Origin of the sequence: uncultured Mucilaginibacter sp. (assembly GCF_937859865.1) — a bacterium.
In the GTDB taxonomy this organism is placed as follows: Bacteria; Bacteroidota; Bacteroidia; order Sphingobacteriales; family Sphingobacteriaceae; genus Mucilaginibacter_A.
On the sequence record NZ_CALMAT010000081.1, the window covers coordinates 1 to 24,018 of the forward strand.

A 24,018-nucleotide genomic window follows, 5' to 3' on the forward strand; every position below is an offset into this window, starting at 1 on the left:
AGACCGCCACACCAAAGTTGAAGTTGACCTGCAACAGCAATTCATCAAAATTTGTAGCACCGGCGAACAGGAAAGCTTCGAGATCAATCCTTATAAAAAAGCCTGTTTGTTAAACGGTTATGATGATATTGATTACGTTTTGAACAACAAGGATTGGATTGAAACTTATGAAAGAAGTAAAGTAATTTAACTGGTTTGTCCGGACGATGTAGAGACGTTGCATGCAACGTCTCTACGTCAATAGGAAATGGAATGCTTCTTTTATCGCATAAAAATTGGTGTTGGACGAAAGATGGATAATGGCATAATTGAAAGAAGATTTCTCCCTACGGTCGAAATGACAAAAAAGCGAAATGACAAGACGAACAAAAAATGGCAACTAAACACATATTAATCATTCCCGGTGATGGCATCGGTCCCGAAGTAACAACCTGGGGCAAAGCCGTTTTAGAACAAATTGCCGCTAATTTTGGCCACGAATTCACTTTCAACCACGCCTTGATGGGCCACGCGGCAATTGAAGCAACCGGAAATCCATTGCCGAATGAAACGCTGGAAAAAGCACGAAAAAGCGATGCCATTTTGTTTGGTGCTGTTGGTCATGCCAAATACGATAACGATCCGTCTTTGAAAGTTAGGCCAGAACAAGGTTTGTTAAAAATCCGGAAAGAGTTGGGTTTGTATGCCAATCTTCGTCCGATTTTATTATTTGATGAATTGTTGGACGCTTCCAGCCTGAAACCGGAAATTTTAAAAGGAACAGATATTTTATTCTTCCGGGAATTAACCGGCGATGTTTACTTCGGAGAGAAAACAAGATCGGAAGACCGGAATACAGCTTCCGATTTGATGATTTATCACCGATATGAGATCGAAAGAATTGCCAGAAAAGCTTATAAAGCAGCACGTTTGCGCCGGCACAAATTATGTTCTGTTGATAAAGCCAACGTGCTGGAATCTTCCCGTTTGTGGCGCGAAACGGTTCAGGAAATCGCAAAAGAATATCCGGATGTGGAAACGGAACACATGTTTATTGATAATGCAGCTATGCAATTGGTTAAAAATCCGAAGAAATTTGATGTGGTTTTGACTGCGAATTTGTTTGGTGATATTTTAACGGATGAAGCTTCACAAATTGCAGGTTCTATGGGCATGTTAGCGTCGGCTTCTGTTGGTGATGGAACCGGTTTTTTTGAACCGATCCATGGCTCGGCGCATGATATTACCGGCAAAAACCTGGCAAATCCGCTGGCCTCTATCCTATCCGTTGCGCTGATGCTGGAAATTGGTTTCGGCTTAAAAGAAGAAGCAAAAACCGTAACGCAAGCCGTAGAACAAATCCTGAAAAAAGGTTACCGCACTTCGGATATTGCCAACAGCAAAGATGACGTAACCAAAGTTTTAGGCACAGAACAAATAGGACAAAAAATATTGGAACAATTGCAGCAAACAGTGTCAATATGAAATGGAACGCCGAACTGTACGACCAGAAACACGATTTCGTTTTTAAATACGGCGAGAACGTTTTGGATTTGCTCGAACCAAAACCAGGAGAACAAATTCTGGATTTAGGTTGTGGATCAGGTTATTTAACCAACGCCATCCGCGAAGAAGGCGCCGAAGCTTTGGGCGTAGATAGTTCGGCGGAAATGATCGCGAAAGCAAAACAAAGCTATCCGGGAACGGAATTTAAAGTTGCCGATGCAACGGATTTAGGTTACAATGCTTCTTTTAATGCCATATTTTCTAACGCGGTTTTGCATTGGATCAAAGCAGAAAATCAATCCAAAATGTTGAATGCTGTTTTTATGGCACTAAAACCGGGCGGACGTTTTGTGGCCGAAATGGGCGGAAAAGGAAATGTTGGCCGGATGATTTCTATGTTAAGAAAAGTTTTAACACAACACGGTTACCAGCAGCAGGCCGAAATGGATTATTTGTTTTTTCCTTCCGTTGGCGAGTATACTTCTCTGTTGGAAAAAGCTGGTTTTACGGTTACTTACGCTGCGCTTTTTGATCGCCCAACTTTGTTACAAGATCAGGCAGAAGGCGTAAAAAAATGGATTACCATGTTTGCTTCCGACTATTTTATAGGGATAAAAGAAGCACAGCAACAAGAAATCTTGGAAGAAACCACCCAACAATTACAACCGTACTACCAGCGCAACGGCGAGTGGTACGCCGATTATAAAAGATTAAGATTTATAGCAGTAAAGGAGCTATGAGAAATCAGTTATCAGCAATCAGCTTGCATAGTTCCTGATAGCTGATAGCTGAAAGCTGATTGCAAATAAAAAACAAAACCATGTTACACGACCCAAACCATATTTACATATTCGATACCACGCTGCGCGATGGCGAGCAAGTGCCCGGATGCCAATTGACAACTTCAGAAAAAATTGAAATTGCACAGGAACTGGAGTTGTTGGGTGTTGATGTTATCGAGGCCGGTTTCCCGATTTCCAGTCCGGGCGATTTTCAAAGTGTGGTCGAACTGTCTAAAGCGGTTAAAGAACCCATCATTTGCGCTTTAACACGTGCCAATAAAGGCGATATTGATTCCGCAGTGGCTTCTTTAAAATATGCTAAACGTCCGCGGATCCATACCGGGATTGGTGCTTCGGATATGCACATTCAATATAAGTTCAATAGTACGCGCGATGAGATTTTAGCACGCGGCGTGGAAGCGGTAAAATACGCCAAATCGTTTGTGGAAGATGTGGAGTTTTATGCCGAAGATGCCGGGCGCGCCGATCTAGCTTATTTAGCACGCATGATTGAAGCGGTGATTGCTGCCGGTGCAACGGTCGTTAACATTCCGGATACGAACGGTTATTGTTTGCCGGACGAATATGGCGCACGGATAAAATATTTGAAAGAAAACGTAAAAAATATAGAGCAGGCCATTATTTCGGTTCATTGTCATAACGATTTGGGTTTGGCCACGGCTAATTCCATTTCCGGCATCCAAAATGGCGCAAGGCAAATCGAATGTACCATTAATGGTATTGGCGAACGTGCCGGCAATACTTCATTGGAAGAAGTGGCGATGATCCTAAAAGTGCACCAAACGTTAAACCTGCATTCCAACATCAACAGCAAACACTTTTACCATTTAAGCAACAAAGTGAGCCGGATGATGAACATGCCGGTGCAGCCAAACAAAGCCATTGTTGGTAAAAATGCTTTTGCGCACAGTTCGGGCATCCATCAGGATGGGTTTTTAAAACACCGCCAGAATTATGAAATCATCAACCCGGAAGATGTGGGCATTCCTTCCGCAGAAATTGTTTTAACTGCCAGAAGCGGCCGCCATGCCTTGAAACATCACTTGGAACGCTTAGGTTACCTCATCGAAAAAGTGAACCTAAACGAAGTATATGACCGCTTTTTAAACCTGGCCGATCAAAAAAAAGAAATCACCGACAACGACCTGCTTTCTTTGATGGGCGACGGAACCGAAGCAAACTACAACGAAAGCAGCATCAAAATGAAAACGCTGAACGTGATAATGTCAGGTGATTCGATCCCGGAAGCAACGGTTACGCTGGAAATCAGCAGCCAGGAAAAACAAGCGACTGCAACCGGGAACGGGCCGGTAAATGCCACAATCAACGCGATCGAAAGCATCATCGGCAAAAAACCAAGCTTAAAAGAATTTAATATCCAAGCCATGAACGGCGGTAGCGACGATATTAGCCGCGTTGATATGTTGCTTCTTTTAGATGGCAAAAGTTACGATGGCTACGGTTTTAGCACCGATATTGTACGTGCTTCGGCCAATGCTTATTTAGATGCGGTTAACAAATTTTTATCCTGAAAATGGTGTTAGAAGAAGTAGTAAAAATTGATTCGGCCGCTGCGCTGGAACGATTAAAAAGCGTGGTTAAAAGAACGCCGCTGGAATTTAATGACCGCTTGTCCGAAAAATACCAATGCGAAATTTATTTGAAGCGGGAAGATTTGCAGATTGTCCGTTCTTACAAATTGCGTGGCGCTTACAATTTGATCAGCCAGTTGAGCCAAACGCAGTTGAACAAAGGCGTGGTTTGTGCAAGTGCGGGCAACCACGCACAAGGCGTGGCTTATTCTTGCAATAAATTGGGCACGAATGGCATTATTTTTATGCCGGAAATCACGCCCAAACAAAAAGTTAACCAAACCAAAATGTTTGGGAACGGGCATGTAGAAATCATCTTGATTGGCGATACTTTTGATGATTGTCTGCGCGAAGCTTTGCTTTACACCGAAAAAAACCAAATGATTTTTATCCCGCCTTTTGACCATCCTTTGGTGATTGAAGGACAAGGTACCGTAGGCGTAGAAATTTTGCAGCAACTGCCCGATACCGATGTGGTAATTATGCCGGTTGGCGGCGGCGGACTTTCTGCCGGAATTGGCAATTACTTCCGCCATGTAAAACCAGATACGTTATTGATCGGCACTGAACCGGAAGGCGCGCCATCCATGTTTGAAGCGTTTCGCAGCGAACATCCGGTTACTTTAGATAGCATCAATAAGTTTGTAGATGGTGCTTCCGTAAAACGTGTTGGCTCCTTAACGTATCAAATGTGTAAGGAAGTTTTGGACGAAATGCTGCTGATCCCCGAAGGGAAAGTTTGTACCACAATTTTGAAATTGTATAACGACGATGCCATTGTTGCCGAGCCAGCCGGTGCTTTGTCCGTTTCGGCTTTGGATTTTTGCAAGGAAAAAATCATCGGTAAAAAAGTTGTTTGCGTGTTAAGTGGCGGTAATAACGACATTGACCGTTTGCAGGAAATTAAAGAACGTTCGTTGCTGTACGAAGGGCTGAAACATTATTTCATCGTCCGTTTTCCGCAGCGGCCAGGTGCATTAAAACTGTTTGCCAACAAAGTGCTTGGCCCGACAGATGATATTACCCGTTTTGAATTTGTAAAGAAAACCGAGCGCGAAAGCGGCCCGGCATTGGTTTGTATCGAATTAAAAGACCGCGAAGATTACAATTCTTTAATTCAGCGAATGAAGGAAAACCGTTTTGATTACAAGGAAATCAACAACGACAATAATTTATTTGAGTATTTTATTTAAGTGAAACTTTCATCAAAAGTTAGAAACTTTTTAACCGAAACAGAAACCTGATCTCCAACTTGGAATATTTTAGGTTGAAGATTGATTGCTTTAAAAGTTACCAAACCATTATTTAAGATCAGTTCTTCGTAAAAACCTTTAAACAAAACCGCTTCGATTATGCATAAATTTTCGATGCTGTTTTTATCGGCATAAATATCTTCTGCATAAACCATCACCGTTTTCGCGTCGGTAACAATTCCTAACGATGCCGCTTTTATGCCGGTAAAAACAGTACCGTTTGCCAGTAAAGTTGCAGTATAAAGTTTCTGCGGATTTTGATACAATTGCTGTGGATGTCCGGTTTCCACAATTTCGCCGTCTTTTAAAACCACCAGTTCATCCGCCAGCGATAACACTTCCTGCGGATCGTGCGAAACCATAATTACCGTAAGTCCGGTTTCGGCAACAATTCGCCTTATATCCTGCTGTAAATTGTCTCTAAAAGAAGCATCAACCTGGTTAAAAGGTTCGTCCAGCAATAAAACTTTCGGATTGGAAACCAAGGCACGCGCAATAGAAACCCGCTGGCGTTCGCCACCGCTGAGATCGGTAACGCGGCGTTCTTTCAAATCCAGCAAACGCAATTGCTGCAATACTTCTGTTGTTTTTGTTGATTTGTAATCCAGATTCGTATTGGGCAACAGCGAAGCCACATTGTCCCAAACTTTAGCATAAAGGTTTAAATGATCGGATTGCTGGGTAACCATTTTCATCTGGTCGTGTCCGGGAATTAGTTTTACATCCGGGCCCCAAACACGTTCTCCCTCAAAAATGATTTCGCCTTTATCCGCAGCAACCAATCCATAAATTAAATTAAGCAAGGTTGATTTCCCGCTTCCGCTACGGCCGATGATAGCGGTGATTACGCCTTGTTTAATTTCCAGCGATACTTCTTTTATGCCCGAAAAAACTGTGCCCGAATAAGATTTGATTATGTTTTTTATCTGCAAAAAAGATATTGGTTCTGCCATGCGGTAAAAGTACATAAACAAAAATCCTGGTTGTTGAACCAGGATTTAAATTATTTTGAAAAACTTTGACCCCGAAGTTGTTTAAACTTTCAAGCCACTGTTTTTATTTGTACAATAAAAAATTGCCATGCTTCTTTTACCGGGTAAAAATTGGTGTATGTATTGAATAAAACAAAAAACAAATGGTTAAGATTTTTAGGCGATAAAAGAAGCATCAACTTAAAAAGGAAGGCCAGAAAAAACTTTTAACAACTTCCTCGATTACAACCCAAACGTCAACCCAAAGTTCAAATTTTTCAAACCGTTTTGGTCCGGGCTGTTTTCGAATACATCGTTTGCGTAATATTTCACAAACAAGCCTGTACTTTTATAGCCTACACGCGCATAATAGCCGTAACGAAATTGTTTAAAATGATAGTTGTCGTAAAACTTCTTTTTGCCCATTTCATCGCTGATCTGTTTCACTTTGCCATTCAGCAAAAACCCAATTTCAGGGCCAACGGTAAAATGGAATTTGTTGCCGCGCTTGTCATCTTTCGTCCTGAAATCAAACGCCAAAGGGATGCGCAGGTAACTGGCCGAAAAACGGTTTTTGCTGTAATTAACCTGATCTGTTGTGTAAGTTAAGGTAGAAGTATTTTCCTGGATGGTGATATTTTGTCTTAAACGGATCAACGTCCAATCAAAACCGCCAGCCAGGTAAATTTTAAAGTACGGGTTAAAACGGTAGCCCAATTGCAAAACATCAAAACCAACATAAGCAGTTTTGCCGCCTTTATAATCCAGAAACTGGTTTTTAGGCGAAAGTGTAAAACTGCCGTTGTCTATCAACCTGGCAAAACCCAAATCAAAGCGCGAAAAAGTAAGTCCAAAGTTAAAATGCGATGCCGGTTTTATCACTTTAGGTTTAACCGTATCTGTTGTGGTTTTGGTTTTAAACCCGATCAACAGTTTGTAGCCATGCTTTTTGGTTTTAGAAGTATCGGTTTTGGCGGCAACAGAATCTGTTTTTGTTTGTGCAAAAACAGTAGTTAGCAACCCGCAGAACATTGCAGTAATTAGTAAACGTTTCATATCAATTATAATTTAGATGGGGTTATTTTTCTTTTTTGATGGTGATGATGCCCAGATTAATGCCGGTTATGTTGGATTCGTCGCCGTCATCACTGTCTGAAAATTCGATTAATTTATCATTGCGTTTGTCCACTTTGGCCATCACCAAATTCACCAGGTCGCCCATATTTCGGATGCCTTTGCGTTTAAGTTTTGCTGTTTTATTATTGGCGGCAGCTAAAACTTGTGGTTCGGCAAGTGTTGTTTTTAATGGCGTTTCTGCTTCCGGCTGTACTTTTAAACTTACGGCGGCATCGGGCACTGCAGCTATTTTAAATTGTGTACTATTGGCATTTGTTGTTTCCTGTTGCTGGTTGGTTTCTGTTTTGTTTTGTGCCAAAGTTTGAGTTGAAGAATAACCTGTTTCTAATTTTGGACTTGAAACTAATTTTGGACTTGAAACTTGGTTAGGCTTCTTAATTGCACGTGCTTCTTTTACCGCCTTGTTTTTAGTGGCTAAAAGAAGCATGCTCTTTTTATCGCCTAAATTTTCGATCTGCTTAATTGCGCGATTTTTCTTTTCCAATTCAACTTTAACCAATTTTTTTGTAAGCTGATTTTTGACTGGTTCATTTTTTTGCAAAAACAATAACCCGGCAGAAAGAACAACAATCAAACCGGCCGCAATCCGCAAAACCGGAATTAAAACTTTCTCTTTGGGCTTTTTGTCCAATTCAAAACTAATATTTTGCCACAAGTTGGCCGATGGTTCTGCCTCCAAACCATCCAACTTTGAGCTAAACAATTCATCCAATTCTTTATCCGAAATTTTCATACCTTACCCTTTCTGCTTTAACAACCGTTTCTTTTAAAATTGTGCGCGCCCTCGATAATTGCGATTTTGATGCGCCTTCGCTGATGCCCAACATTTCAGCAATCTCTTTGTGTGCATAACCTTCAATGGCATACAAGTTAAAAACCAAGCGGTAGCCCGGCGGCAAAGTTTGGATCATTGCCAGCAAATCTTTCGCTTCCAAACTATGGGTTGCAACCGCAAGTACCGATTGTTCTGTTCCTGCCAAACTCATTTCTACCAATTGCATCATTTTATGGTTTTTGCGGTAATATTCAATTGCGGCGTGAACCATAATCCGCCTTACCCAGCCTTCGAAAGCGCCTTCGCCCCGGTAATCTTTGATCTTGCTAAATACTTTGATAAACCCGTTTTGCAACATGTCTTCTGCTTCCATTTTATCGGTTGCGTAACGCATACAAACGCCCAGCATTTTGGAAGCAAAAAGCTGATAAAGCATTTCCTGTGCTTTCCGTTTGCCCGATTGGCAGCCTGAAATCAACTCGGTAAGTTTGGGTTCCAAAAGCATCATTTATTACCAAGATGAGGAATAGTTTGAAATGGTTGCGCCACTTGTGAAATATTTTTTGCCGATACTGTTTTTACCGGCAAAAAATTGGTGCTTCATGTTTCAAAATCAAAATTTAACTTTTATAATTTTGCCGATTGTTGTTTTTCTGCCTATATTGTAAAATAGCCGGGCCTCAGGCTTTTGCACAAACAAAGTAAAATTTAGCTAACAAAAATAAATATGCCGCGCTGGTTAAAAACCATATTAAAAATAGTTGCCGTTGTTGCAAGTTTATTGCTGCTGGCTTTGGTTGGCGCTTCGGTTTACGTTAACTTCCACAAAGCCAAAATCCTAAATGCCATCACCAAAGAACTGAACAAAAACCTGCGCGGCGGTTCGCTTACTGTTGCTTCGATGGAACCTGCTTTTTTGAGCGGTTTTCCGGGCATTTCCGTTTCCCTCCAAAATGTAGTTTTGCGCGATAGTTTATGGAAAATACACCATCGCACTTTATTGGAAGCAAAAGATTTCGACATCACCGTAAACCCTTTTGCGCTTTTGGTGGGCACTATCCAAATTGATAAAATCGGCATCAACCAGGCCAACATTTATTTATACACTGATAGCACCGGCTACAGCAATACCTTTGTTTTGAAAAAGAAAGATGAAACTGCAACCAATTCAAAAAAAGCAAGCAGCACTGCGCCGGAAATCAGAAAGTTTACTTTGTCTCAGGTCAGTTTTATTTTAGACAACCAAAAAGGGCACAAGCTTTTTCATTTTTCGGTTGAAGATTTGAAAGGGACAATGGACTATCCGGACGATGACTGGAAAGCAAACATCAACCTGAAAGTTTTTGCAAATGATATGGCTTTTAACACGAAGCGCGGAAGTTTCATCAAAAACAAAATGCTTGAAGGCACCATTGCGGCCAATTACCAGGCAGAAACAGGCGTGATTACGGTTGAACCAAACGTGCTGAACATCGGCGGCGACCCTTTTACCATCAGTGCTAATTTTAGCACGGTAAAAAATGCAGGCGGTTTTGCCATCCACATTGCCGCAAACGAAATTTTATGGAAACATGCTTCGGCTTTGCTGGCGCCAAACATTACCTCACACCTCAACTTGTATGATTTAAAGAACCCAATTGCCGTAAAAGCCATCCTTGCCGGTAATTTTAGCAGGGGCGGCGACCCGGCAATTGATGTAAGCTGTGCCGTAAAAAACAATACGCTTACCACCCCCGGCGGCACGGTTGACAGTTGTAATTTTCAGGGTTCTTACACCAATAATTATGCGATTGGAAAAGGTTTGTCTGACCAAAACTCGGCTATAAAACTTTACCACCTCAGCGGAAATTATGAGCAGGTTCCGTTTACCGTTGATACCGGCATCATCAGCAATTTGGAAAAACCGGTTGCAACCGGGACTTTCCGTTCCAAATTTGCCGTAAACCGTTTGAACCATTTGTTTGAAGAAACCCTCAATTTTAACAAAGGGACGGCCGACCTGAAATTTAATTACAAAGCCGATATTGTAAATTTTAAGCTGGTAAAACCAGTAGTCAGCGGTTATGTAAACATTAAAAATGCGGATGTAAACTATGTGCCGCGCAGGCTGAACTTTAAAAACACGTCCATTTCGTTAAATATTACCGGCAACGATTTGTTCCTCAAAAACATCCATTTGCAAAGCGGGAAAAGCATTGTTTTTATGGAAGGCAGCGTGCGCAACTTTATGAATTTGTATTATACCGACCCGGAAAAGATTTTGGTGAACTGGCAAATCCGCAGCCCGCAAATGTACCTGGGCGAGTTTTTAGGATTTTTATCCGATAAAAGAAGCATCCGCCCAAAAAAGAAAAAAAGCAACAGCAATTTTATTGACCAGTTAAATACGGTTTTAGAAAAAGGCAAAGCCGATATGCAAATCCGTGTGGACAAAGCTTACTATTATAAATTTTTGGCAACGGATGTGAACGCTGACCTGCTGCTTTCGGAAGATGGCATCCAACTTAAAAATGTAAGCGTTAAAAATGCAGGCGGTTCGGTCAGCCTTAACGGAACGATTTCCCAAAATGGCGCAACCAACCATTTCGCCATCAACACAAACGTTAACAACGTGAACATCAGCAACTTCTTTTATTCGTTTGATAATTTTGGCATCCAGGGTTTCAACTACAAAAACCTGAGCGGCTTTCTTTCGCTCAAATCCAACATCTCGGGAAATTTGACCGATCAGGGGAAAATAGTTCCGCGTTCTATCAACGGAACGGTAAACCTCAACTTAAAAAAAGGCGCTTTGATTGATTTTGACCCGATTGTAAGCGTTGGCAAATTTGCCTTTCCTTTCCGCGATGTCAGGAATATTCAGATTGATAACCTGAACGGCAAGTTTGATCTGCATGGCGATAAAATTACCATCAACCCGATGATGATCAATTCGAGCGTGTTGAACATGAATGTGGCCGGCGTGTATGGCTTTACCAACGGGACCAATATTGCGTTGGACGTGCCGCTGCGAAACCCCAAAAAAGATGAAGGCATTACCAACCAGCAGGAAAAACAAAACAGGCGCATGAAAGGAATCGTTTTGCATATTTTAGCCTCTGATGGCGATAACGGCAAGATTAAATTTGGCTGGAACAAAAACCACGAGTGAGCGGGGCTTGAGGTTTGAGGTTTGAGGTGAAACACGATTCCCTGAAATTTATGCTGTAAAAGAAGCATCAGTTTATTTCCCTGCTTGTAATTTTTAGGTTAAATAGAAAGCTTTAGTGCCGATGCTTCTTTTATCCACCTAAAATTGGTTTACATTTAGCAATATGAAACGACTGCTTTTCGGGATTTTAATTTTTTTATCCAATTTCTCCTTCGCCCAAAAATTAACTTTGTTAAAGCCCGACCGCGTTTTCGACGGGCAGCAAATGCACGAAGGCTGGTGGGTTTTGATTAAAGACAATAAAATTGAAGCGGTTGGCGATGCCCGGCAAATAAACGTGCCGGCAACTGCAGAAACAATCGAATTAAAAGGACAAACACTTTTGCCGGGGTTGATTGAAGGGCATTCGCATTTGTTTTTGCACCCTTACAACGAAACGACCTGGAACGACCAGGTTTTGACCGAAAGCCGCGCCGAACGGACAGCCAGAGCGGTTGAACATGCCAAAGCAACTTTGATGGTGGGTTTTACAACCGTGCGCGATCTCGGAACCGAAGGCGCAGGCTATGATGATGTTGGCTTAAAAGCAGCGATCGAAAAAGGCGTGATCCCGGGCCCGCGCATGTTGGTTGCCACACGCGCCATTGTGGCAACCGGAAGCTACGGGCCGAAAAGTGCGGTAACCGAAGCCGTTATCCCGAAAGGCGCAGAAGAAGCAGACGGAATGGAAGGCATTACGCGTGCGGTGCGTTCGCAAATTGGCCATGGTGCCGATGTGGTGAAGCTTTACGCCGATTACCGCTGGGGATTGAACGAAACTGCAGCACCAACTTTTACGTTAGAAGAACTGAAAAAAGCGGTTGAAGTTGCCAGCAGCAGCGGCCGCATTGTTGCCGTACATTCAAGCACTACAGAAGGTATGCGCCGTGCCATACAAGCTGGCGTTACCACGATTGAACACGGCGACGGCGGAACACCGGAACTGTTTAAACTGATGCAAGCTAAAGGCATTGCACTTTGTCCAACTTTGGCCGCAACCGAATCCATTTCCGGTTACCGCGGCTGGAAAAAAGGCGTTGACCCGGAACCCGAAGGCGTAAAACACAAACATTTAATTTTTACCGAAGCCTTAAAAGCAGGCGTAACTATTTGCATGGGCGGCGATGTGGGCGTTTTTACGCATGGTGATAATGCCAAAGAAATGCTGCTGATGGTAGAATACGGCATGAAACCGATTGATGTTTTGCGTTCGGCAACTTCGGTAAACGCGGCTGTTTTTAAACTGCCAAATTTGGGGCAAATTAAAGTTGGCTTTCTGGCGGATTTGGTTTCGGTAGAAGGAAACCCGGCCAATGAAATTAAGGCGGTAAAAGAAGTACGCAAGGTTTGGAAGGATGGGAAGATGGTGCGGTAATTTTGTATTTTTAACGATAATTATTTTTTATGAAGAAAAAATCTAACATTAGTTCTTTAAAGAGATATTCAAAAAACAAGGTTTCCGAAACAAAGTAACAATTAGCAAAAAAGACTTCTCAAATTTCAAATCAGAAGAAACTTTTGGATTTATTAAGCTTTGGGATGATTATGAAGGTTAATAGGTATAGTTTTAAAACATCATGAATCAGTATAATAGAATTTTAACTGAAATAATTAAAGATAAAAATACTTGGAGTGAAATAAAAGAAGAACTTTCTAAGTATAATATTCATGATAATATCACAGGTGAGAAGGATACTAGAGCAGGCAAAATCTTTGAGCTTTTTACAAAGTATTACTTCCTAACTTCACCTATAGAAAAAGACAACTTTAAAAAGGTATGGCTTTTTGATGAAACTCCTTTAGAAGTAAGAAACAAGTTAAATTTGGGTAATCAAGATTATGGAGTTGACTTGATTCTTGAAGACAATGAAGGCGAATTGTTCGTTGTACAATGTAAGTATAAGAATGATGAAACGTGTAAACTTAATTGGTCAGCAGATAAAATTGCCAATCTATTTGCGTTCTGTCCTAACGCTTACGGCTATATAGTTTTTTCAAATGCTGCCGATTTAGATTCGGTATCCAAAAGCCGACATGATAAGTTTACTTTCTTTTCAATAGCAGACTTACAAGAATTGGAAAGAGATACAATTGGTAACATTTATTCTTTAATAACAGAGAATAAATTTCTAACACATAATTTTTTTGAACCTAAGCCACATCAGCAAAAAGCAATCAAAGAGTGTGTTGATTTTTTTGAAATAGAGCCAAGAGGCCAATTAATATTACCCTGCGGAGCGGGAAAAACATACACAGCACTTTGGATTAAAGAAAGTCTAAAATGCAAGAATACTTTGGTTCTTGTACCTTCATTGGCTTTACTTAGGCAAATTAAAAATGAGTGGACAAAACAAAGAAAAATTAGCTACAGATACATTTGTGTTTGCTCTGAATCTGATATTGATAACGACATACCTGACACTTTAGTAACCCATACTTACGAAGTAGATATATATGTAACAACAGATTCGGTCAAAATCAGAGAGTTTTTAATAAAAGACTATTCAGAAAAGGTTATCTTTTCTACTTATCATTCATTGCAATCAATTGCTGACGCAATTGAAGAAACAAGTTTTGAATTTGATTTTATCTTTTGTGATGAAGCTCATAAAACAGCAGGTATTGGAATGAATAAGTTCAGCCTTGTACATGATAATTCAAAAATTCCTTCTAAAAGAAGGCTTTACGCTACAGCAACACCACGAATTGTTAAAGAATCTATCAAAAAGAAACTTGGCGATGACTTACAATATGCGTATGATATGAATGATCCTAAAACTTTTGGATATGAATTTTATCGTATGACTTTTAAAGATGCCATAGAAGAAGGGATTCTTGTTGATTATAAAATTGTTGCGATAGGTGTAAATAGCAAGGAATTGAAAGAATACATAGAAAACAGACGTTATATAGATTCTAAAATTTCAATTGATGAAATCGCCAATAATTATGCTTTAGAGCAAATTATGGATAGATATGAAGCCACACATGCTTTAACATTTCATTCGAGAGTAAAATTAGCTACTCAATTTTCCGATAGACATTCGGAATTATTTAGCGATGTTAAAACATACTGGGTAAGTGGAGAACAAACTACAAGTAAAAGAAATAATATACTTAATGATTTTAAAAATGCCAATAGAGCTGTTGTTTCAAATTCACGTTGTTTAACTGAAGGTGTTGATGTTCCTTCTATTGATTTAGTTTATTTCTGTGATCCAAAGAATTCTAAAGTCGATATTGTTCAGGCTGTAGGCAGGGCATTAAGAAAAAAAGAAGGAAAGAAAATTGGCTTAGTGGTTGTGCCTATTTATCATACCAAAAAAGATACTGTTGAAGATTCCATAACTGACAGTTCATTTCGTAATCTTATTCAAGTTATTCGTTCTATATCCGATCAGGATGAACGTTTACAGGATGAAATAAATTATTTGGCTTATGGAAAAGGAAAGCGGGAATCTAACAAAATTGATATTACTTCTATCGGCTTTACAGAGGAACAGGATATAATCTTACTTGAAGGATTTGAAGAAAAACTGAAAAATTCTCTATTCGATCAGATAGTTGATAAGACTTCAAATAATTGGGATTTATGGTTCCTGCAACTTAAAGAATTTATTGAACAAAATAATAGATATCCATCCAATCAAGATAATTTGGAATTGTACCAATGGATTGGAGCACAACGTAATCGTAAAAAAAATGGATCGCTTAAAAATGAAGAAATTCGAAAACTAAACGAGATTAGTTTTATATGGAATTATAATGAATGGAAGTGGAACAGTATGTTTCAGAATTATAAAAAATATGCTAAGAACAACAACCATGCGCCAAATGGTGATTCGGAATTAACAAAATGGATAGCAAGCCAGAAAAATCAAATTAGAACTAATAAACTTAGTCCTGAGAAAGCTGCTTTATTTAATTCAATTGTACTTAAATCAGCAATTGATCTAAAATGGGAAAAATCATATGAGATTTTACTTCAGTTTAGAATTAGAAATCAAAATAGTTGGCCTCAGTACAATCGTGAAAAACCAGATTTAGAGGAAAGCAAGCTCAGTATTTTTTGCCAACAAATGCGAACTAAATACAGAGAAAATAACTTAGAAGAATATTGGTTTGATAAAATGGTAGCAATAGATTTTAATTTTGAAGGGCATAATGACAATTGGCTATATTATTATAAAAAAATACAGAAGCTACTTAATGAGAAACAGTCTATTTCAATATCTAAGATTGGAAGTAATGCTTATTCATGGATTACTCGCAATAGAAAAAGTCTTGAAGAAGGTTCTTTAACAAAACATCAAATTGAGCTATTAGAACAACTAAATATAGATGCTCTTTTTGAAACATGGGAAAGGACGTTTGAAAAGGTAAAAGCTTGGACAACAGAAAAAGGCAAGCTTCCTACAAGAATTACTAATAAAGATTTTAATTCTTGGTTATACTCTCAAAGATTTCGCTATAAAAATAATACACTTTCAGAAGCACAGATTGCACAGATTAAGTCAATAGGGTTTGATCTAGTTGCAAATGGTATAGAAAAAGATGCGGAAAGATGGCTAGAAAGATTTGAACAAGTAAAACTTTTTAAAATTAATGAAGGAACGTGGCCAAAGTTCCTTGCACTGGGAATTGAAGGAGAGCTTTATAACTGGTGTCAAGCACAAAGGCAAGCACAAGCAGGAACGCATTCTGGAGGCAGAAGAAAACTATTACATGGATGGCAAGTTGAAAAGCTCGATTCTATTGGTTTTCATTGGTCAGCTATTGAAAGGAATACGAGTTTTTGGGAAAAGAATTACTTTGAACTTGAAGCATTTTTATCTAAAGAGGAATTAAGTAAACTTGGAGCTATTAACAAAAATCTTAATCATTGGATTTATGAACAGCAAATTTCTTATGAGAAAGGAAACTACCCAAAAACAAAGCTTGAAAAACTCAAACGAATAGGGATTGATCTAACAGAAAGAACTGAAATAAGTGGTCGTGATGGATTCAGAAGATGGTCCAATCGATTGAGAGAAATAGCACAATTTATAGCTAAAAATAAACGTTATCCTAGAGCTTCTAAAGAAAAGTTAGAAAGTAACTTTTATCAATCTTTAGCAAGAACTAAAAGAGCATATATAAACAATAAATTAAGTGAAAAACAGTTAAAATTGATAAAAGAATTGGATATTAAACTTGAATAAGAAAAAGATAAGTTACATACTGAAATGGAATTTTACTATCCCTTCAACCGGTAATACTTGTAAATCTTAACTGCCGACATAATTATCAGCGAGAAAACCAGCAAAATATAAATCCAACCCACACCATTTTTAAATACAGTCAGAAAAATTATAACTAAAAGAAGCATTGGTTTAAATAACTTAACATGCCGCCCCGAATAAAAATATGCTGTATCAGTTCTAAAGAAGAAGCACAATTAGCCATAAGTTTTGGTGCGGATGCTTTGGGTTTGGTTGCAAGGATGCCCAGCGGGCCAGGAACAATTTCGGATGATTTGATTGCTGAAATTGCCAAATCGGTCCCACCGCCCGTGGCTACTTTTATGCTCACTTGCGAAACTGCTGCCGATGAAATTATTCAACATCATTACCGCACTTTAACCAATACGATCCAAATTGTAGATGAATTGAAAGTTGGGAATTATCACACAATAAAAACAGCATTACCAGCAGTAAAATTGGTACAAGTAATCCATGTAATTGATGAACGAACGATTGACGAAGCCCTTGCAATTTCGGAACAAGTTGATGCTTTACTTTTAGATAGCGGCAATCCCAACTTAGCAGTTAAAGAATTAGGCGGAACAGGCAGAACCCACAATTGGTTACTCAGCCGTAAAATTGTGGAGCAAGTAAAAGTTCCGGTTTTTTTGGCGGGCGGTTTAAATGTAGCAAACGTGCGTAGCGCGATTGAAGCCGTACAACCTTTCGGATTAGACTTATGCAGTAGCGTTCGTACAAACCAAAAACTTGATCCGCAGAAATTAGAACTGTTTTTTGAAGCCGTATTTAACTAAACTTCTACTTCTTCAACCGGTAATACTTGTAAACCTTGACCGCTGACATGATAATCAGCGAGAACACCAATAATCCAACTACGCCATAAATCCAATTTACCGCATTTTTAAGCACGGCCAAAAAAACAATGGCAAACAGTAATATGGTAGCTACTTCGTTCCAAATTCTTAATTGAGTGGAAGTGAATTTAAAAATACCTTTTCGCATTTGCTGCATCATGTTTTGGCAAATGAAATGGTAAATAACTAAACCAAAAACAAAGCCTAATTTTACCTGTAACCAACCTTGTTGCAACCAACCTGGCAAAATACAAACCATCCAAATTCCGGCTATCAATGTCATTACCATGGCTGGCGTGGTAATAATATTGAAAAGCTTTTTTTCAATGATTTCGAACTGATTTGAAAGTACTTTTCGTTCTAATTCAGATTTGTCCTGAGCTTCAGTATGATAAATAAACAAGCGCACCACATAAAAAAGCCCAGCCATCCAGCTAACTACAAAAATAATATGGACGGCTTTGAGATAGAGATACATGGATGCTTCTTTTATGCCTACTTTTTTGGTGTTTAACTATCTTAATACCGAAACTCCTTAATCACTTCCACCGCGTACTTCACATTATCAAAAGGAATATCAGGCATAATGCCGTGCCCGAGGTTAAAAATAAACCCGTTTTCGCCGCGCATCCTTTCAAACAGTTTGTGGATGCGATTTTTGATTACACTTTTATCAGCATACAAAATATGCGGATCCAGGTTTCCTTGCACGGCTACTGTTTTTGGCAACCTTTTTTTAATGTCCAACAAATCCACGTTCCAGTCAATCGAAACCACATCCGGTTTTGCTTCGGCCATGAGTGGCGCAAACACAGAACTTCCTTTACAAAACGAAATTACTGGAATGTCTTTCCGGTTTAACCTGCTGATAATTTCTACGATGTAACGATGCGAAAATTCGGTATAATCATCCCAGCTTAAAGCTTGTGCCCAACTATCAAAAATTTGCACGGCATTTACGCCAGCCGCAATTTGCAAGTTCAGATAATCGGCCGTTACGGTTGCAATTTTAGCCAATAAACGATGCGCCAACTCCGGCTCGTTGTGCAGCATTAATTTCGTGCGCTTAAAATCTTTCGACGAGCCGCCTTCCACCAAATAACTCATCACGGTAAAAGGCGCACCGGCAAACCCAATCAACGGAATTTTACCGTTCAATCGCTGTTGGATCACTTTGATTGCATCCGCAACATATTGCAAACGATCACCAACTTCGGTTTCCAAAGCATCAACGTCTTGAGCGGTACGAACGGGATTTGCAAACCGCGGACCAACGCCTTGTGTAAAACTTAAATCGCCGCCCATCGCTTCGCCGGTAACCAAAATATCGGAAAACAAAATAGCGGCATCCACATCCAGCAAATCAACCGGCAACATTGTTACATCGGCCGCAATTTCCGGCGTTTTGCACATCTCCAAAAAAGAATATCTGTTCTTGATTTCCCAATATTGGGGCATAAAACGGCCGGCCTGGCGCATCATCCAAACAGGCGGACGCTCAGTTGGTTTAGAAAAAGCGGCATCAAGCAGTAAAGTGTTCGTCATTATATTTTAGGTGGTAAAAGAAGCATTGATGGGGTGAATTTTTAGGCAGATAAAAGAAGCATGGCTATTTATTTCGTTGTTTAATTTCTTGTTCGAGTTTTAAAATCACTTCGCGCATCTTGGCTGTTAAATTGTTTTCCTGTTTTTTGGCGAGGCCGAGGTAAGCTTCGACTTTATCAAAACGATGGTTTCTTAAGCTGATATTGGCCACATGAACCAAAGCTGCAACATGGTCATTTACAGAACGCAAAGGATATTGGGCTGCAATTTCATAATGTTTTTCTGCTGCTTCAAAATCCTGTTTTTGCAAAGCAATCCCGCCCATCATGTACTCGTAATAACCACGTCGTTTTTTGGCCAACAAGTTTGGCCGGGCAATTTGCCGCAGCAAAGTTTCTGTTTGTTCGTAGTTTTTATCGTGGAAATCTTTGGCCGCCAAAATCACGGTTCCTTCCTTAAAATAACCCCAAACCAAAACGCCGATAGCCAGCAAAGCAATGCCCGAAATTTCGAAACCCCGCTCGTAAATGCTGAACAGCAAAACCAAAATAAAAACTGCAATAACCAGTTGCCGTGCCCGGTTTGTAAACATTAACTGTGATCGGTGAATTTATAGCCTACGCCGCGGATGGAATGAAAATAAACCGGGTTTTTAGGATCAGGTTCAAAATATTTACGAAACGTGAGGATAAAATTGTCAATCGTTCTGGTTGACGGATAAACATCGTAATTCCAAACGGTTTCCAAAATTTGCTCGCGCGATACGGCATCGTTCCGGCGTTCAATCAGCAGTTTAAGCAGCATCGTTTCCTTTTTGGTGAGCGGCGTGATGGAACCATCATCGTTAATCAACTCAAAAGAATTAAAATGAATAGTTTTATCACCAATTTTATAGCTGTTAAATTCTTTTAGTTCATCGCCTTTTAACCCTCTTTTTACAAGATTATTAACGCGGAGGATCAGTTCTTCCAGGTTAAAAGGTTTGGTTAGATAATCGTCGGCGCCTTTTTTTAAACCGTTAACGCGGTCTTCATTGGTATTTTTTGCTGTTAAAAACATGATTGGCACTTCCGAATTTTCCAAACGAATGGTTTCTGCTACTTGGAAACCATCAATTTCAGGCAGCATTACATCCAGAACGATCAGGTTAAAACGTTCTTCTTTAAAAATCTGCAACGCTTTTTTTCCATTAACAGCTGTCGAAACTTTATATCCTTCCAACTCTAAATTTAGTTTGATGGCTTCGAGCAAATGCTCTTCATCTTCTACCAGTAAAATTCTTTTCTTGCTCATATTGTTGGTTTAATGGTGGTTAGGTTTTATCCAAAAACAACTTCAAATACACTGCCCGAAGGTTTATTGTCGCGCACTTTTATGGTGGCTTCGTGTTTATCCAACACGTGTTTTACGATGAATAAGCCCAAACCTGTACCTTTGGTATTGCGCGTATCCTCGTTGCCAACACGGTAAAATTTTTCGAAAATGCGCGGTTTTTCTGCATCGGCAATGCCGATACCATGATCTGCAACCATCAAATGTACCGATTGTTCTTTGCGCCGCAGCTTTACTTCTACCACTTCGCAAGGGCCTGAATATTTAATGGCATTTTCAACCAGGTTGTTAATCATGGAAGACAGGGCAAATTTATCGCCCACAATTTCAATTCCCGGATCAACTTCCGCAGCTATAACCTGCTGGTTGCAATCGCATTTGTTGACTTGCAAACGATTAACGATGGTTTGGACGAGTTCCGACAAATTGAATTTTTCCTTCGGGAAAGTGTAAGAGCTGTTGTCAATACGCGAAGCGATCAGCATGTTTTCCACCATATCGTTCAGGCGTTCAATATCAATCAAACATTTTCCCACAAAATTTAATTGCTGCTCGCGGTCCAAATCGCGCTTTTGAATGGTTTGCAGATACAATTTTATCGAAGCCAGCGGTGATTTCAACTCGTGCGTAACCGACAACAAAAAGTTTTTTTGCTGCTGGTGCAAACGCCTTTCGGAGTTGATAGATTTATGCAAAAAGTAAGCACCAACCGAAAAAACTACGATGAAAACCGACAGTTCGCCCAAAATCATTGCAATCCGGTTAGGTTGCGAACGCACCAGCAAAACGCTCCACCAAAGCAGTTCGGCAAGTGTGTAAAAAGTAAGGAAGTAAAAGATGAAGAATGGCTTACGCATATTTTAATTAAAGCAACATTAATTTTTAGGCGATAAAAGAAGCATGAAGTTACTTATTTCTAAACACAAAATCCAGACTTTCAAATATCGTGCGTTTTGCTTTTTCCAAATCAATTTTGGTATGTGCAGAAGAAACAAAACCAACCTCGTAACCTGATGGGCCAATGTAGATGCCGCGGTTCAGCAACTCTCGATGAAAAACTTTAAACTTTTCCATGCTTGCCGGATCAATTTCATCTGCACGGCGGATATTTGGTTTATCGGTAAAAGCAAACCAAAAAATAGAACCGATGCGAAAAACTTTTAGCTTGTAGTTTTTGGCTGTGGCATAACGTTGGATAGAATCTGCAAACTCTTCTGCCTTCGCATTCAAATCTTTGTAAAAACCGGATTTTGCCAGTTCACTCAATTGTGCAATCCCGGCCGACATGGCAACCGGATTTCCCGACAAAGTTCCGGCTTGATAAACCGAACCTTCGGGAGAAATATTCGACATAATTTCTGCAGAGGAACCATAAGCGCCAACGGGCAAACCGCCGCCTATAATTTTTCCGTAGGTGATGATGTCCGGCGCAATTTGATAATAACCTGCTGCGCCTTCAAAACCTACGCGGAAACCGGAAATCACTTCATCAAAAATGAGCAATGCTTCGTTTACCGTGCAAATTTCCCGGACGTATTGCAGAAACTCTTTTTCCTGCAACAACAAGCCGTTATTTGCCGGAATTGGCTCGATGATAATTGCTGCAATCTGATCTTTAAACTCCTCGAAAGCTAATTTTAATGCTTCACGATCATTCAAAGGAACTACGATTGTTTCATCTGCAAAAGATTTTGGAACACCGGCCGAAGAAGTTTCGCCAAAAGTAACCAAGCCCGAACCTGCTTTTACCAACAAAGAATCTACGTGGCCGTGATAACAGCCCTCGAACTTTAAGATTTTATCGCGCTTGGTATAACCGCGCGCCAAACGGATGGCCGACATTACCGCTTCCGTTCCCGAACTTACGAAACGCAGTTTCTGGATGTATTTGTTGTGTTTTAAAATGAGTTCGGCCAACTCATTTTCTAAAGCGGTTGGCGCACCGAAAGACATGCCGTTTTGCATTGTTTCGGTTACTTTTTCGCGAACTTTTGCGTTGTTATGGCCCAAAATTAATGGTCCCCAAGATCCGCAAAAATCAATAAACTGGTTTCCGTCGGCATCCCAAATATGGCAGCCGTCGCCTTTTTGAATAAACAAAGGCGTGCCATAAACAGATTTAAAAGCGCGGACAGGCGAGTTTACGCCGCCCGGAAAATAAGTTTTGGCTTTCTCGTACAGCTCTGCAGATTTTTCACGGCTGATATCCGGTTTTCCTGCCGGGTGCGCCGTTAATTCTTCTGTTTCTGCTGATGAAAACCTTTTTTTTATTGAATCAAACATTGTTTTTTCTTTGTAAGTTATCGGTTCTGAGTTGTCAGTTTGAGCTGCTTTTGCTGATAGCTGACAACTGATTGCTGATAGCTTTTATAACCAGCCTTTTTCTAAAACTTCTTTAGCGTGATAAGTTAAAATAGAAGTTGCGCCCGCCCGGCGGATGCTGAGCAAAACTTCCATCGTTGCACGCTGCTCATTCAGCCAACCATTTTTTACGGCAGCTTTGATCATCGCATATTCGCCGCTTACATTGTAAGCGGCAATGGGCAATTCCGAATTTTCGTGCAATAATTTAATCACATCCAAATACGGCAATGCTGGTTTTACCATCAGAAAATCGGCTCCTTCCGCCTCGTCTAAACGTGCTTCGATCAATGCCTCGCGCTGGTTGGCCGGGTTCATTTGGTAGCTTTTTTTATCGCCATGTTTTGGGGCAGATTTTAAAGCATCGCGGAACGGCCCGTAAAACGCGCTGGCATACTTTGCCGCGTACGACATGATGGAAACGTTGGTAAACTTATTATCATCCAAAACCTGGCGGATGTAGCCCACCCGGCCATCCATCATATCCGAAGGCGCAATAATATCTGCACCGGCATGGGCATGTGCCAAAGCCATTTTGCCTAAAACTTCCAGCGTTTCGTCGTTTAAAATCTCGCCGTTTTCTACAATTCCGTCGTGCCCGTCAGAACTGTAAGGGTCCATTGCCACATCTGTAACCACACAAACTTCCGGAAAGTTTTGCTTTACTTCTTTTATCGCCCTTAAATACAGGCTGTTTTCACGATAACTTTCGGTTGCGTATTTATCTTTTAAAGATTCTTCGATGTTGGGGAAAAGGTCAAAAGCTTTCAAACCAAGTTTGACGCAGCTTTCTACTTCGCGCAGCAAATGATCAATGGAATGACGAAAGATGCCAGGCATCGAGTTAACTTCTGTTTTCTGCGCGTTTCCATCTACAATAAACAGCGGAAAAATTAGGTTGGCCGGCTGCAAAACGGTTTCCTGCACCATTTGGCGGATAACTTCTGATTTCCGGTTTCTTCTTGGTCTTTGGAGCATAAGGAGCTATTAGCTTTTAGCTGTCAGCAATCGGCTGGCATACTGTTTTTATCGGTTAATTTTTAGTGCTGATTGTGTTTTAGGCTGCTGAAAGCTGATTGCCGAAAGCTGACCGCTTTCCTCAAACTTCCAACCCAAACACCGCTTCTGCCAAACCAATCTCGTCCGGCGAATACGGCAGCATATATTTTACATTGTTTTCTTCCAATTTTTTTCCGGTTGATTTACCAATGGCGATCACCCGCTGGCCAACTTCCAACAAATTATCTGCAAAATAAGCTTCAACGTTGGAAGGACTGGTAAAAATCAAAACATTGGCCGCAGATGCTGCTGGATGGTCTTCCAACACCGTTTCGTAAACCGGCAAATCAATAATTTTTGTCTCTGCGGATAAAGCTTGATGGATACTGCGCATCGAATCTTCGGCAGCCGGAAATAAAATGGTAGTGCCGTTGGCTAATTTGGCAAATTCTGTTGCAACTTCAGTGCTGTCCACACT

General features: G+C 40.3%; 20 protein-coding genes and 1 pseudogene. 9 read left to right on the forward strand and 12 right to left on the reverse strand.

Annotated features, from left to right (window positions below; genetic code table 11):
- The 5 genes and pseudogenes from Q0192_RS08450 to ilvA form a co-directional block, all read left to right on the forward strand.
- Positions 1 to 190 (forward strand): annotated as a pseudogene (locus Q0192_RS08450) (3-isopropylmalate dehydratase small subunit); the annotation flags it as partial.
- A gap of 182 nt (positions 191 to 372) precedes the next feature.
- Positions 373 to 1,464 (forward strand): 3-isopropylmalate dehydrogenase, encoded by a 1,092-nt coding sequence (gene leuB / locus Q0192_RS08455; protein ID WP_299288877.1) that lies wholly within the window; start codon positions 373 to 375, stop codon positions 1,462 to 1,464.
- A complete protein-coding gene (locus Q0192_RS08460; RefSeq protein WP_299288879.1) occupies positions 1,461 to 2,225 on the forward strand; it encodes a class I SAM-dependent methyltransferase in 765 nt (254 codons plus the stop codon). The genes leuB and Q0192_RS08460 overlap by 4 nt, the downstream gene beginning before the upstream one ends.
- Positions 2,226 to 2,305: 80 nt before the next feature.
- Positions 2,306 to 3,820 carry a 2-isopropylmalate synthase gene (locus tag Q0192_RS08465; RefSeq protein ID WP_299288882.1) on the forward strand — a complete coding sequence of 505 codons (1,515 nt, stop codon included), beginning with the start codon at positions 2,306 to 2,308 and terminating at the stop codon, positions 3,818 to 3,820.
- Positions 3,821 to 3,822: 2 nt separating this feature from the next.
- Positions 3,823 to 5,073: a threonine ammonia-lyase IlvA gene (gene ilvA, locus Q0192_RS08470; RefSeq protein WP_299288885.1), complete on the forward strand. Its 1,251-nt coding sequence runs from the start codon at positions 3,823 to 3,825 to the stop codon at positions 5,071 to 5,073.
- Here the strand turns inward: ilvA and Q0192_RS08475 are convergent.
- From Q0192_RS08475 to Q0192_RS08490, 4 genes are all read right to left on the reverse strand, one after another.
- Positions 5,070 to 6,086, reverse strand: a complete 1,017-nt coding sequence (locus Q0192_RS08475) for an ABC transporter ATP-binding protein (RefSeq protein ID WP_299288887.1) — start codon at positions 6,084 to 6,086, stop codon at positions 5,070 to 5,072. The two genes, ilvA and Q0192_RS08475, sit on opposite strands and share 4 nt — an antisense overlap.
- 261 nt (positions 6,087 to 6,347) lie before the next feature.
- Positions 6,348 to 7,160 (reverse strand): outer membrane beta-barrel protein, encoded by an 813-nt coding sequence (locus tag Q0192_RS08480; RefSeq protein WP_299288890.1) that lies wholly within the window; start codon positions 7,158 to 7,160, stop codon positions 6,348 to 6,350.
- Between the two features lie 22 nt (positions 7,161 to 7,182).
- Positions 7,183 to 7,974 (reverse strand): hypothetical protein, encoded by a 792-nt coding sequence (locus Q0192_RS08485; protein WP_299288893.1) that lies wholly within the window; start codon positions 7,972 to 7,974, stop codon positions 7,183 to 7,185.
- Positions 7,958 to 8,524: a sigma-70 family RNA polymerase sigma factor gene (locus Q0192_RS08490; protein ID WP_366518152.1), complete on the reverse strand. Its 567-nt coding sequence runs from the start codon at positions 8,522 to 8,524 to the stop codon at positions 7,958 to 7,960. Before Q0192_RS08490 ends, Q0192_RS08485 begins: the two co-directional genes overlap by 17 nt.
- Before the next feature lie 219 nt (positions 8,525 to 8,743).
- Between Q0192_RS08490 and Q0192_RS08495 the strand changes: the two genes are divergently transcribed.
- The 4 genes from Q0192_RS08495 (at position 8,744) to Q0192_RS08510 (ending at position 17,243) form a co-directional block, all read left to right on the forward strand.
- Positions 8,744 to 11,167, forward strand: coding sequence for an AsmA family protein (locus Q0192_RS08495; RefSeq protein WP_299288896.1), 2,424 nt, complete (start codon positions 8,744 to 8,746; stop codon positions 11,165 to 11,167).
- Between the two features lie 163 nt (positions 11,168 to 11,330).
- A complete protein-coding gene (locus tag Q0192_RS08500; protein ID WP_299288899.1) occupies positions 11,331 to 12,581 on the forward strand; it encodes an amidohydrolase family protein in 1,251 nt (416 codons plus the stop codon).
- Positions 12,582 to 12,783: 202 nt separating this feature from the next.
- Positions 12,784 to 16,407, forward strand: a complete 3,624-nt coding sequence (locus tag Q0192_RS08505) for a DEAD/DEAH box helicase (RefSeq protein WP_299288902.1) — start codon at positions 12,784 to 12,786, stop codon at positions 16,405 to 16,407.
- 185 nt (positions 16,408 to 16,592) lie between these two features.
- Positions 16,593 to 17,243 carry a phosphoribosylanthranilate isomerase gene (locus tag Q0192_RS08510; protein ID WP_299288905.1) on the forward strand — a complete coding sequence of 217 codons (651 nt, stop codon included), beginning with the start codon at positions 16,593 to 16,595 and terminating at the stop codon, positions 17,241 to 17,243.
- A gap of 4 nt (positions 17,244 to 17,247) precedes the next feature.
- Here the strand turns inward: Q0192_RS08510 and hemJ are convergent, their stop codons facing one another.
- The 8 genes from hemJ to Q0192_RS08550 all read right to left on the reverse strand — a co-directional run.
- Entirely contained in the window at positions 17,248 to 17,781 is a 534-nt protein-coding gene (hemJ, locus tag Q0192_RS08515; protein WP_299288908.1) for a protoporphyrinogen oxidase HemJ, read from the reverse strand.
- Positions 17,782 to 17,822: 41 nt separating this feature from the next.
- Positions 17,823 to 18,848, reverse strand: coding sequence for a uroporphyrinogen decarboxylase (hemE, locus tag Q0192_RS08520; protein ID WP_299288911.1), 1,026 nt, complete (start codon positions 18,846 to 18,848; stop codon positions 17,823 to 17,825).
- Between the two features lie 64 nt (positions 18,849 to 18,912).
- Positions 18,913 to 19,440, reverse strand: a complete 528-nt coding sequence (locus tag Q0192_RS08525) for a tetratricopeptide repeat protein (protein WP_299288914.1) — start codon at positions 19,438 to 19,440, stop codon at positions 18,913 to 18,915.
- Positions 19,440 to 20,141: a response regulator transcription factor gene (locus tag Q0192_RS08530; protein WP_299288917.1), complete on the reverse strand. Its 702-nt coding sequence runs from the start codon at positions 20,139 to 20,141 to the stop codon at positions 19,440 to 19,442. The genes Q0192_RS08525 and Q0192_RS08530 overlap by 1 nt, the downstream gene beginning before the upstream one ends.
- 26 nt (positions 20,142 to 20,167) lie before the next feature.
- Positions 20,168 to 21,037, reverse strand: coding sequence for an ATP-binding protein (locus Q0192_RS08535; protein ID WP_299288921.1), 870 nt, complete (start codon positions 21,035 to 21,037; stop codon positions 20,168 to 20,170).
- Between the two features lie 49 nt (positions 21,038 to 21,086).
- The gene (hemL, locus tag Q0192_RS08540) at positions 21,087 to 22,463 is read right to left on the reverse strand and encodes a glutamate-1-semialdehyde 2,1-aminomutase (RefSeq protein WP_299288924.1); all 1,377 of its coding nucleotides are present in this window, start codon (positions 22,461 to 22,463) and stop codon (positions 21,087 to 21,089) included.
- An 84-nt stretch (positions 22,464 to 22,547) separates the two neighbouring features.
- Positions 22,548 to 23,519, reverse strand: a complete 972-nt coding sequence (gene hemB, locus Q0192_RS08545) for a porphobilinogen synthase (RefSeq protein WP_299288927.1) — start codon at positions 23,517 to 23,519, stop codon at positions 22,548 to 22,550.
- Positions 23,520 to 23,640: 121 nt separating this feature from the next.
- The coding region (locus tag Q0192_RS08550) for a uroporphyrinogen-III synthase (protein ID WP_299288930.1) at positions 23,641 to 24,018 on the reverse strand (378 nt) is incomplete at its 5' end.